An 11,035-nucleotide genomic window follows, 5' to 3' on the forward strand; every position below is an offset into this window, starting at 1 on the left:
GGAGTTTTCAGGCTAATGAGACGATCGCATGTGACGACCGTGTCATTGCTCGTGGCGCTGGCACTGGCGGCCTGCACCAATGCGAAGGACGTTCTCGAACCCTCGGCCATTGCCCCGCAATCGACGCAATCGCTCTCCGGAGCCGGAGGTGCCGCAACGCCCCCCGCAACTCCGGCTCAGCCTGCCGGCACAGCGCAAACTGCAGATACAGCGCAGCCTTCCGCTGCAGCAGCCGTGCCGCCCGCCAAAAGCGCGGCTGCCATTGCACGGACCCGGCTGCAGGTGGCGCCGATCGTCGGCGCCTCGGTAGAAGCCGCGACACCGCTGACCGCCGAGCTTCAGACACGCGCCAGGCAGCGCGGCATCACCTTGGCCGGCAGCACCGACCAGACCCCAACGCATGTGCTCAAGGGCTATTTCTCGACCATGACGGAAGGCAAGGACACTACCGTCATCTATGTCTGGGACATCTATGACCCGGCCGGCAACCGGCTGCATCGCATCAACGGCCAGCAGAAGGCGCCCTCTGTTGGCGGCGGCGAAGGCTGGACGGCGGTCGCGCCGGCGACCATGCAGGCAATTGCCGACCAGACAATCGACCAGTTCGCCACTTGGCTTGGCGGCGGCGCCGGCTGACCTGGAGCATAATTCCGAAAAGTGGAATCCGGTTTTCGGAAAAGAGCATGCTCAGACTGAAAGTTAGAAGCTATCCCGATTCCGTCGGCATGGAACTGGCTCTATCGCCGCATGCTCAAGCCGTAAGCGTTTATTGAGATTAGCCGGCGGATTCCCATTCACGACGCTTGCAATACCGGCGCGGGCCGCTAAAAGCCCGACTAAGAGGCTGGAGTGCTATCGGAGTCTCTCAATCCTTCGCCAGGAACGGTGCATGAAGCTCTTCGCGGGCAATTCCAACAGGGTGCTGGCCGAATCAGTCGCCCGCTACCTCAACATTCCGCTGGGCAAGGCCAGCGTCAGGCGCTTCGCCGACCAGGAAATCTTCGTCGAGATCCAGGAGAACGTGCGCGGCGAGGACGTCTTCATCCTGCAGTCCACCTCGTTCCCGACTAACGATCATTTGATGGAACTGCTCATCATGATCGACGCCTTCATGCGCTCCTCGGCCAAGCGCATCACTGCAGTTATTCCTTATTTCGGCTATGCCAGGCAGGATCGCCGCGCCTCGGGCCGCACACCCATCTCGGCCAAGCTGGTCGCCAACATGATCACGAGGGCTGGCGTCAACCGGGTGCTGACCCTGGATCTCCATGCCGGCCAGATTCAAGGCTTCTTCGACATCCCGACCGACAATCTGTTTTCCGTGCCGGTCATGGCCCGCGACGTAAAGGCGAAATACAAGCAGCTTGCCAATGTCATGGTGGTGTCGCCGGATGTCGGCGGCGTGGTCCGCGCCCGCGCGCTCGCCAAGCGCATCGACGCCCAGCTTGCCATCGTCGACAAGCGCCGCGAGCGCCCCGGCGAATCGGAAGTCATGAACGTCATCGGTGACGTGCGCGGCAAGGATTGCCTGTTGATCGACGACATCATCGATTCGGGCGGCACGCTGTGCAATGCGGCCGATGCGCTGCTTGCCGACGGCGCCACCAGTGTCACCGCCTATACTACCCATGGCGTTTTGTCCGGCGGCGCCATCGCCCGCATCGGCGCCTCGAAACTGCAGGAACTGGTCATCACCGATTCCATCCAGCCGACCCAGGCAGTGCTGGACGCCGCCAATATCCGCGTCATCTCCATCGCCGAATTGATGGGCGAGGCGATCTCGCGCACGGCGACCGAGGAATCGGTGTCGAGCCTGTTCGATTAATGCGTGTCGCGCAAAGTGCAGCGGTTTTGCGATAACGGCATGCATAAAAGCAAGAACCCAGAGCGCGTCGCATGAGGCCGGTCGAACGCCACGCCCTTCAGGGCTGCGACTCAGGCCGAGCCGGACCGCTTATTCGTCGCACACCTTCGCCAGCATCACGGGCGCCCCGCATGTAACCGCGTGGCGAGGCTCCCAGCATGCGCTTGAACATGGTGATGAACGCCGGCACGCTGTCATAGCCGAGATCGAGCGCCACCCTCGTGATCGGCTCGCCGTCGGCCAGCCGTGGCAGCGCCGCGAACAGACAGGCCTGCTGACGCCAGGTCGACAGCGACAATCCGGTCTGGCGGTGGAACGCGCGGGTGAAAGAGCGGCGGCTCATGCCGACGATAGCGGCCCACTCGTCGATCGTCGCATGCGGTGACGGTGCCGAGACGAAGCGCCGGCACAGTGTCGCCAGCCTTGCATCGGACGGGAACGGAAGGCCGAGCGGCCGTTCCGGCAGGTTCGGGATTTCGTGCAGCAGGAGCTTCATGATCAGTCCGCCCCGCCCCTCCAGCTCGGCGCCTTGCGGCAGCTTTTCCGATTCCACGATCAGGCTGTGCATCAGGTCGGTGATGCCGACGACACGCAACCCGTCCGGCAGGCCGGGAATGGCCTCCGGCATCACATAGACGGACCGCATGCTGACGTCGCCCAGCATCTCGACGGAATGTTCGGTGCCGGCGGGGATCCACATCGCGTGGTCCGGAGGCACCATCCAGCGCCCATGCCGCGTCGTCACCAGCACGACACCGACCAGCGCGTGCAGCAACTGGCTGCGGCTATGATGGTGCCGTGGCACATGGTAGCCGTCCGGATATTCGGTCGGCAGCGCCACTGCCGGCCCTACGGCCTGCTCCAGCCATTGCCAGCGACGCTCATGCAACAGCCCGAGATCGGTGTCGCCCGCTCTGAACATTTCCCTGCCATGCGGCATCAGCTATGGCCCACTTGCGAAACTATTGGACCAAACCACGAAAGAAGTCGCGTGACAAGCAACGTATAAGGCTGCGGCCTATAAGACCGCCTGCGGGAGCGCCCGCCAAAAAGACCACGGAGCCTGCCTTGACCGATACCACAGCAACCGCCGACGCCAAGCCGGCAGCGGCCAGCCACATTTCAGCTCAGGCGACGGCCTTCACCGTCATCCTGGCGGTGAGCTTCTGCCATTGCATCAACGACATCATGCAGTCGCTGCTGTCGGCGATCTATCCGCTGCTGAAGGACAATTACGGTCTCGATTTCTGGCAGATCGGCCTTTTGACTTTCACCTTCCAGGTGACGGCATCCTTGCTGCAGCCGGTGATCGGCATGATTACCGACAAGCGGCCGATGCCTTATTCGCTGCCCTACGGCATGGCTTCTTCGCTGATCGGGCTGGTCGTGCTGGCCTATGCCGGACATTACTCGCTGCTCCTCATCGGCGCCTCGCTGATCGGCATCGGCTCGGCGATCTTCCACCCGGAATCCTCGCGCATCGCCCGCTTCGCCTCCGGTGGCCGGTTCGGTCTTGCGCAGTCGCTGTTCCAAGTCGGCGGCAATTTCGGCCAGGCGATGGGGCCGCTGCTGGCAGCCTTCATCGTCGTGCCCTTCGGCCAGACCAGCATCGCCTGGTTTGCCGGCGGCTCGCTGATCGGCATCATCGTGCTGTGGCAGGTTGGCGGCTGGTACAGCCGCCTGCGCGCCGCACTCGGCAACCGCAAAGCGGCAGGCTTCGTTTCGCCTTTCCCGCGCCGCAAGGTCCTGAGCGCGCTGGCGGTGCTAACCTTGCTGGTATTGACCAAGAACGCCTACATCGCCAGCCTGTCCAGCTACTACACCTTCTATGCCATCCATAAATTCGGCGTTTCGGTGCAGATGTCGCAGGTCATGCTGTTCCTGTTCCTCGGCGCCTCGGCCCTGGGCATCCTGCTCGGCGGCCCGTTCGGCGACCGCTACGGACAGAAGGCGATGATCTGGTTCTCGATCGTCGGCGTGCTGCCCTTCACCCTGGCGTTGCCCTACGCCAATTTCGAGTGGACAATGGTTCTCACGGTGCTGATCGGCCTGATCCTGTCCTCGGCCTTCTCGAACATCGTCGTCTTCGCCCAGGAACTGGTGCCCGGCCGCGTCGGCATGATCGCCGGCATCTTCTTCGGCTTCGCCTTCGGCATGGGCGGCATCGCCGCCGCCGTGCTTGGCGTCGTCGCCGACATGAAGGGCATCGATTTCGTCTTCCAGGTCTGCTCGTATTTGCCGCTGCTCGGGCTACTGACGGTCCTCCTGCCTAACATGCGGGAAGCACGGAAGGTTGAGGCGGCGGCCAGCTAAAAATCAGTTCATCTTCGGAATTGATACGAGGGCGCGACAGTTGCCGCGCCCTCGATGATTCTTTCACCATACGCCGGGTGAAAAGCCTGTTAGAGAGGGTCACCCTGAAGGCAAAATTTTGGTCAGCAGCGCCTTCAAGTTGAACATACCGGGCTCAGCCCTGATGCTGCGCAGCGCTCCGCGCCAGGAAAGGCAATTCGCTTATGTCCAGACTAAAAGGCAAGGCCGCATTGATTACCGGCGGCACCAGCGGCATCGGCCTGGTGACGGCGCGACGTTTCATCGAGGAAGGTGCGCGCGTCGCTATCACCGGAACAAATGCGAGCCGTCTCGAGGAGGTGCGCACCATCCTCGGCAGTGATGTGCTTGTCATTGCCGCCGACGCCGGAGATGCTGCTGCCCAGAACGACATAGCGCGGCGGATCGAGGAAACCTTCGGCAAGCTCGACGCTCTCTTCCTCAATGCCGGTATCGCCGACCTGCGCCCGCTTGGCGACTGGACCGAGGCCGCGTTTGACAGGAGCATCGACGTCGACCTCAAGGGGCCGTACTTCCTGGTCAAGGCGCTCGTTCCGCTGTTTTCGAACCCGTCGTCGATCATCCTCAGCGGCTCGGTCAACGCGCATATGGGAATGGCTGGAACGCACGTCTATGCGCTGGCCAAGGCCGGCATGATTTCGCTCGCCCGGACGCTCTCGGGCGAACTGATAGAACGCGGTATTCGCGCCAATGTGATCAGCCCGGGTCCGATCGACACTCCGCTCAACGACAAACTTGGGCTGGACCCCGAAGCGGCGAAGGCGCGTGCGAAAGCTGTGGTCGGCCTGGTGCCTGCCCGTCGTTTCGGAACCGCCGAGGAAATTGCCAACGCGGTGGTTTTTCTTGCTTCGGACGAATGCCCGTTCATGGTCGGTGCGGAAATGCTGATCGATGGCGGCTTGAGCATCGCCTGACATCGGCACGACCTGACACGAGATCACCCGCAGATGGCGGTTTTTTGTTACGTTCTGAAAGGCCTTACGCCCTGAAGAAGGCCAGCATGTCGGTGTTTATAACATCGGCATGGGTGGTCGCCATGCTATGGGGGAAACCCTTGTAGACCTGTCGCCTGCCATGACTTGCACCCTTTCCCGCCTTCGGCTATAGAGCCGTCACCCGCGTAGACACCCTTGGAGGCAACGCGGCGGAAGGCTGCCTTCCCTTGTGATCCCGAACAAAGGTCCGCTTGCTTATGCGGCTGCCGGCTTTCGGATATGCAGGCCCGGCGGCTTTCGACGTTTACGGCCCAGCCACGCTGACCGTGAGCGCTCCAGAACAACGCGAAAGGAAATGCCATGAGCCACGATACTTACGAGCTCAAGGCCGAAGCGCGCGAACAGGTCGGTAAGGGGTCCGCCCGTGCAGTTCGCCGCAACGGTAAAGTGCCTGCAGTGATTTACGGCGACAAGCAGCCTCCCCTGGCGATTGCGCTGACCTACAAGGACATCTACTACAAGATCCATGGCGGCGGGTTTCTGACCACGGTCGCCACGATCGATGTCGACGGCAACAAGATCCAGGTTCTGCCCAAGGATTTTCAGCTCGACCCGGTCAAGGATTTCCCTGTCCATGTCGATTTCCTGCGCATCGGCAAGGATACCGAAGTCAACGTCGATGTGCCCGTGCACTTCATCAATGAAGACAAGTCGCCCGGCATCAAGCGCGGCGGTGTGCTCAACATCGTGCGCCACGAGGTCGAGTTCCACTGCCCGGCCAATGCGATCCCGGATTTCATCATCGTGGATCTCACCGGTACCGATATCGGCGATTCGATCCACATTTCGGCCGTCACCTTGCCGGCCGGCGTCAAGCCGGTGATCTCCGACCGCGACTTCACCATCGCGACCATTGCCGGCTCCTCGGCGATGAAGCCGGAGGCTGCGGAAGAGACGACTGAAGCGGCTGCGCCCGAAGCGGCTCCTGCCGCCGAAGAGAAGTAACCCCTTCCCGCCCGGAGGCGACGATGCTTGTCTTTGCAGGCCTCGGCAATCCGGGCGCGAAATACGCCAACAACCGGCACAATGTCGGCTTCATGGCGGCGGACGCGATCGCCCGCCGCCATTCCTTTTCGCCCTGGTCGAAGAAATTCCAGGGTCTGATCGCTGAAGGCACGCTTGCCGGCGAAAAGGTGATCCTGATCAAGCCGCAGACCTTCATGAACCTGTCCGGCCAGTCGGTCGGCGAAGCCTTGCGCTTCTACAAGCTCGGCCCTTCGGCGCTGACTGTCTTTTATGACGAGATCGACCTTGCCGCCGGCAAGGTGCGGGTCAAGGTCGGTGGCGGTTCCGGCGGCCACAACGGCATCCGCTCGCTCGACCAGCACGTCGGCAAGGATTTTCGCCGTGTGCGCATCGGCGTCGGCCATCCCGGCGTCAAGGAAATGGTGCACGGCCATGTGCTTGGCGATTTCGCCAAGGGCGACCGCGAATGGCTGAACGTGCTGCTCGACGCAATCGCCGATGGTGCCGGATTGCTTGCCAAGGGCGACGACAATTCGTTCATGAACCGCGTGACGCTGGCGCTGCGCGACAAGCTCACGCCGACGGACGACGACGATCGCCCGCCGCCCAAGGCGCCAAAGGCGCAAAGCCACGTCCGCCAGGCGCGGCCGCAGCAGCCGGCGGCCAAGCTGCCCGAAACCGGCCCGATGGCGGCCATGCTGAAGAAGCTTTTTGGCGGCAAGGACTGAGCCATGGATCTGGATGACATTCAGGAATTGGTCCGTCTCATCAGACAGAAGTATGTTGATTATTTCGTCGCCGCTGCCGGCGAACTTGCTCGCAACAGCCAAGGATCGCATGCGACCGAAATCAAGTTTTCGAACGTCGATTCCTTCTATCGAAATTTCATCGCGGTTGATTTCGTCAGTAATGACGGACAGCCAAATCCGCAATTCATCAACAGCGATTCCTATGTGAAATTCTCTCCGGATATTCACGCCGGGATGGGTGGAATGGATGTCCTCATCTCACCTTTCAGGTGGGATGAGGTTCATTTTAAATTCCCTATAAATGAGCTCGACGGCGATCTCTTCGACGAATGGTTTCGCGGCTGGTTCGATATCGATGGCGAGCGTGAAACATCGGAGACCGTCGGAAACGTCATTCACAGTGCGCAATTGCTCGACGGGCAACTGACCATCGATTTCGGAACCGCTGAGGTCGACGCGTTCTGGCATCTTCTGCAAATACTGAGCAGGTCCGGCGTTCGTTCGTTGGCGATAGGCACCGATGACATCGCGCAGCGTCTGAATTGAATTGCGCCTTGACGATCATCGGCGCTTTCGCCCATAGCCCTGATCAAATTTCGATTTCCCGATAGGATCAGACAAAAATGGGTTTCAAATGCGGCATCGTTGGCTTGCCCAATGTCGGCAAGTCGACGCTCTTCAATGCGTTGACCAGGACGGCGGCGGCGCAGGCCGCCAATTATCCGTTCTGCACCATCGAACCGAATACCGGAGAGGTGGCGGTGCCCGACCCGCGCCTGCAGAAGATCGCCGCGATCGGCAAGTCGAAGGAGATCATCCCGACCCGCATCTCGTTCGTCGACATTGCCGGCCTAGTGCGTGGCGCCTCCAAAGGCGAAGGGCTTGGCAACCAATTCCTCGCCAACATCCGTGAGGTCGACGCCATCGTCCATGTGCTGCGCTGCTTCGAGGATGACGACATTACCCATGTCGAGGGCCGCATCGATCCTGTCGCTGATGCCGAGACCGTCGAAACCGAATTGATGCTTGCCGACCTCGACAGCCTTGAGCGCCGCATCGTGCAGATCCGCAAGCGTGCCGCCGGCAAGGACAAGGAAGCAGCGACCGTACTTCCGATGATGGAAGTGGCGCTTGAACTGCTGCAGGCCGGCAAGCCCGCCCGCATCCTGCTCAACGGCATCTCGGCTGAGGATCTGCGCATCCTGCAGGGGCTGAATCTCTTGACCTCACACCCGGTGCTTTACGTCTGCAACGTCGCGGAAGCCGATGCCGCCACCGGCAACGCGCATACCAGGGCGGTCGAGAAGATGGCCGCCGCGCAAGGTGCCCGCACCGTTGTGATTTCCGCGGCGATCGAGGCCGAGGTCGCCCAGCTCTCGGACGAAGAGGAAATGGAATTCCTGGAAACGCTCGGTCTGGACGAACCCGGCCTGAACAAGGTCATCCGCGCCGGCTACGAGCTGCTCCAGCTCATCACCTACTTTACCGTTGGCCCCAAGGAGACACGCGCCTGGACCGTGCACAAGGGCGCCAAGGCGCCGCAGGCGGCAGGCGTCATCCACACCGATTTCGAGCGCGGCTTCATCCGCGCCCAGACCATCGCCTATGACGACTTCGTCAGGCTGGGCGGCGAAGTGGCGGCCAAGGAGGCCGGCAAGGCGCGCGACGAAGGCAAGGAGTATGTCGTCCAGGACGGCGACATCATGCTGTTCAAGTTCAACACCTGACCCGGCGAGGGAGCCCAATGGTCACCATTGCCGTCGCTCGATGACAAACTTCAAAGCAGGGTGTCGCAGTGCCTCTTGCGCTGCTTGACGGGCCATCGTGCGGGGTCTAAGGGGCCTCTGCACCGGCCTCGCGCCTCGCCTGCCCGTGTCCGTGCGATGTGACTGACGCGCCCCCTCCAAACGAACGCTCTTTGGCAACAGCAAGGGAGACCCGGCGATGATCAAGGCCTTCGTCGTCGACAATGATCGCCTGCGCGTGGTCGACGATCTCTTGCAAAACAGCGACACTGTCGTCTGGGTCGACCTCTTCAACCCGACAAAGGAAGAAGAGACTTCAATCGAGACCTGGCTCGGCGTCGCCGTTCCGACCCGCGAAGAGATGGAAGAGATCGAGATCTCGAGCCGTCTCTACGTCGAGGACGGCGCCTACTTCATGACCGCCATTCTGCCTGCGCAGACCGAGGTGAACGATCCGTTGATGTCGCCGGTTACCTTCGTGCTCGCCGGCAGCAGGCTGATCACCGTGCGGTACCACGAACCGAAGGCGTTCAAGACCTTTCCGCTGCGCGCCGAAAAGGTGGCGACCGGTTGCACCAGCGGTGACACCATCCTGATCGGACTGCTGGAGGCGATCGTCGACCGCCTCGCCGACATTCTGGAGCGCGCCGGCCGCGACGTCGAGGCGATCTCGCGCGACATCTTCGAGGCACGCTCGACCAAGGTTTCCAAGCGCAACCGCGACTTCCAGGAGCTGTTGAAAGGCATTGGCCGCAAGGAGGACCTCGCCTCCTCGATCCGCGACAGCCTGATCTCGCTGCAGCGCCTTGCCGGCTTTCTCGCCCATGCCTCCACGCAAAGCAGGATGAGCAAGGACAGCCGCGCTCGCATCAAGACCTTGTCGCGCGACGTCCTGTCGCTCGCCGACCACGCCACCTTCCTGTCGCAGAAGATCAGCTTCCTGCTCGACGCGACGCTCGGCATGATCTCGATCGAGCAGAACGCCATCATCAAGATCTTCTCCGTCGCCGCTGTCATCTTCCTGCCGCCGACGCTTGTCGCTTCGATCTACGGCATGAATTTCGACATCATCCCTGAGCTCAAATGGCACTTTGGCTATCCCTTCGCCATCGGCATGATGGTGCTTTCGGCAATCCTGCCTTTCTGGTATTTCCGCCGCCGCGGCTGGCTATAGGGTCGTCAATACCGCGCTGCGGCTTGGGCGCAGCGGGCTGGCGCAATAGAAATTGCTTGACCAAATGCCACGCTGCCTGCATCCGGGACCCGGACCCGTAGCGATCGTACAATCCTGAACAGGATTTCCAGACCATGACCGCAAAGACCTGGGCTTATGAGGATTTTGTCGAGGGCGCTTCGCTCGACCTCGGCACCAAGCTGGTAAGTGCCGCCGAAATCATAGAATTCGCCGGTGAATTCGATGCCCAGCCGATGCATCTCGACGAGGCCGCGGGCCAGGCCAGCATTCTCGGCGGGCTGGCGGCTTCGGGCTGGCACACCTGCGCCATGTTCATGCGCATGCTGTGCGATGCCTTCCTGCTCGACTCGACCTCGCAGGGCGCGCCGGGCGTCGACCAGGTCAAATGGAAACGGCCAGTCCTGGCCGGCGACCTGTTGACCGGCAGCACCACCGTCCTTGCCAAGCGACTGTCCAGATCGAAACCCCGCCTTGGCTTGGTGACCATGCGCAGCGAGTTGTTCAACCAGCGCGGCGAAGGTGTTTTCGAGCTCGAAAACACCGTCATGTTCCTCACCCGCGAGGGCAGTGCGTGAGCCTCGACGAATTCTTCTGCATCGGTATCACCGTCACGCTCGGTTCACATCGATTCGAACCGGAGGCGATCAAGGCGTTCGCCCGCAAATACGACCCGCAGATATTCCATATCGACGAAGAGGCGGCGAGGAACAGCATATTCGGCGGGCTCTGCGCCTCGGGCTGGCACACCGCCGCCACCTGGATGAAATTGAACCTCGAGGCTGGCATAGAGGCAGAGGTCGCCCGCTGGCCCGGTCCTGGGCCGGTGCCGGAATTCGGCCCCTCGCCCGGCTTCAAGAACCTCAAATGGCCCAAACCTGTCTATGCCGGGGAAACCGTGACTTTCACCCGCACCGCGCTGGCCCATCGCCCCATCGCCTCGCGACCGGGCTGGCGGCTGCTGACGCTCCGCTCGGAGGCCTTCGATTCGACCGGCGACAAGGTCATCGAATTCGAAAGTGCCGTGCTGGTGAAGGTGGAATGAGCGGAGTTCTTTCCCTCTCCCACAGCTAGGGCGTATACACATCTTGCTGCGACGGATTGACTCGGTTGTGACGTGTCGGATTCCGCCGGCGTGTGCTGTATGATTCTTCTGTGACGTTCTGATTTGG

12 protein-coding genes and 1 pseudogene are annotated in these 11,035 nt (G+C 61.6%); 11 read left to right on the forward strand and 2 right to left on the reverse strand.

Annotated elements, in window-relative coordinates; translation table 11 throughout:
- Positions 1 to 15: 15 nt before the first annotated feature.
- Positions 16 to 636, forward strand: coding sequence for a hypothetical protein (locus NKI17_RS19460; RefSeq protein ID WP_023678426.1), 621 nt, complete (start codon positions 16 to 18; stop codon positions 634 to 636).
- 253 nt (positions 637 to 889) lie between these two features.
- The gene (locus NKI17_RS19465; RefSeq protein WP_023678427.1) at positions 890 to 1,825 is read left to right on the forward strand and encodes a ribose-phosphate pyrophosphokinase; all 936 of its coding nucleotides are present in this window, start codon (positions 890 to 892) and stop codon (positions 1,823 to 1,825) included.
- A 97-nt stretch (positions 1,826 to 1,922) separates the two neighbouring features.
- Here the strand turns inward: NKI17_RS19465 and NKI17_RS19470 are convergent, their stop codons facing one another.
- Complete coding sequence (locus NKI17_RS19470) at positions 1,923 to 2,804, reverse strand: AraC family transcriptional regulator (protein ID WP_023678428.1); 882 nt, start codon at positions 2,802 to 2,804, stop codon at positions 1,923 to 1,925.
- Between the two features lie 128 nt (positions 2,805 to 2,932).
- On the opposite strand from NKI17_RS19470, the gene NKI17_RS19475 reads away from it, so the two are divergent.
- Positions 2,933 to 4,177, forward strand: a complete 1,245-nt coding sequence (locus NKI17_RS19475) for an MFS transporter (RefSeq protein WP_352906590.1) — start codon at positions 2,933 to 2,935, stop codon at positions 4,175 to 4,177.
- A gap of 203 nt (positions 4,178 to 4,380) precedes the next feature.
- On the forward strand, positions 4,381 to 5,130 hold the full coding sequence (locus NKI17_RS19480) for an SDR family oxidoreductase (protein WP_352906592.1): 750 nt from the start codon (positions 4,381 to 4,383) through the stop codon (positions 5,128 to 5,130).
- 64 nt (positions 5,131 to 5,194) lie between these two features.
- Here NKI17_RS19480 and NKI17_RS19485 read toward each other — a convergent pair.
- A pseudogene (locus tag NKI17_RS19485) lies at positions 5,195 to 5,290 on the reverse strand (alpha/beta fold hydrolase); the annotation flags it as partial.
- A 221-nt stretch (positions 5,291 to 5,511) separates the two neighbouring features.
- Between NKI17_RS19485 and NKI17_RS19490 the strand changes: the two are divergent.
- The 7 genes from NKI17_RS19490 to NKI17_RS19520 all read left to right on the forward strand — a co-directional run bounded on the left by NKI17_RS19490 (position 5,512) and on the right by NKI17_RS19520 (position 10,908).
- A complete protein-coding gene (locus NKI17_RS19490; RefSeq protein WP_352575776.1) occupies positions 5,512 to 6,156 on the forward strand; it encodes a 50S ribosomal protein L25/general stress protein Ctc in 645 nt (214 codons plus the stop codon).
- 23 nt (positions 6,157 to 6,179) lie between these two features.
- Positions 6,180 to 6,905: an aminoacyl-tRNA hydrolase gene (gene pth / locus NKI17_RS19495; RefSeq protein WP_352906594.1), complete on the forward strand. Its 726-nt coding sequence runs from the start codon at positions 6,180 to 6,182 to the stop codon at positions 6,903 to 6,905.
- Between the two features lie 3 nt (positions 6,906 to 6,908).
- The gene (locus NKI17_RS19500; RefSeq protein ID WP_352645069.1) at positions 6,909 to 7,472 is read left to right on the forward strand and encodes a hypothetical protein; all 564 of its coding nucleotides are present in this window, start codon (positions 6,909 to 6,911) and stop codon (positions 7,470 to 7,472) included.
- A 77-nt stretch (positions 7,473 to 7,549) separates the two neighbouring features.
- Entirely contained in the window at positions 7,550 to 8,653 is a 1,104-nt protein-coding gene (ychF, locus tag NKI17_RS19505) for a redox-regulated ATPase YchF (protein ID WP_352906596.1), read from the forward strand.
- A 217-nt stretch (positions 8,654 to 8,870) separates the two neighbouring features.
- Entirely contained in the window at positions 8,871 to 9,845 is a 975-nt protein-coding gene (gene corA / locus NKI17_RS19510; RefSeq protein WP_352906598.1) for a magnesium/cobalt transporter CorA, read from the forward strand.
- A gap of 134 nt (positions 9,846 to 9,979) precedes the next feature.
- On the forward strand, positions 9,980 to 10,441 hold the full coding sequence (locus NKI17_RS19515) for a MaoC family dehydratase (protein ID WP_352782464.1): 462 nt from the start codon (positions 9,980 to 9,982) through the stop codon (positions 10,439 to 10,441).
- Positions 10,438 to 10,908 carry a MaoC family dehydratase gene (locus NKI17_RS19520; RefSeq protein WP_023678444.1) on the forward strand — a complete coding sequence of 157 codons (471 nt, stop codon included), beginning with the start codon at positions 10,438 to 10,440 and terminating at the stop codon, positions 10,906 to 10,908. The genes NKI17_RS19515 and NKI17_RS19520 overlap by 4 nt, the downstream gene beginning before the upstream one ends.
- Positions 10,909 to 11,035: the final 127 nt, after the last annotated feature.

It is taken from the genome of Mesorhizobium sp. M0816 (assembly GCF_040320005.1).
GTDB lineage: Bacteria > Pseudomonadota > Alphaproteobacteria > Rhizobiales > Rhizobiaceae > Mesorhizobium.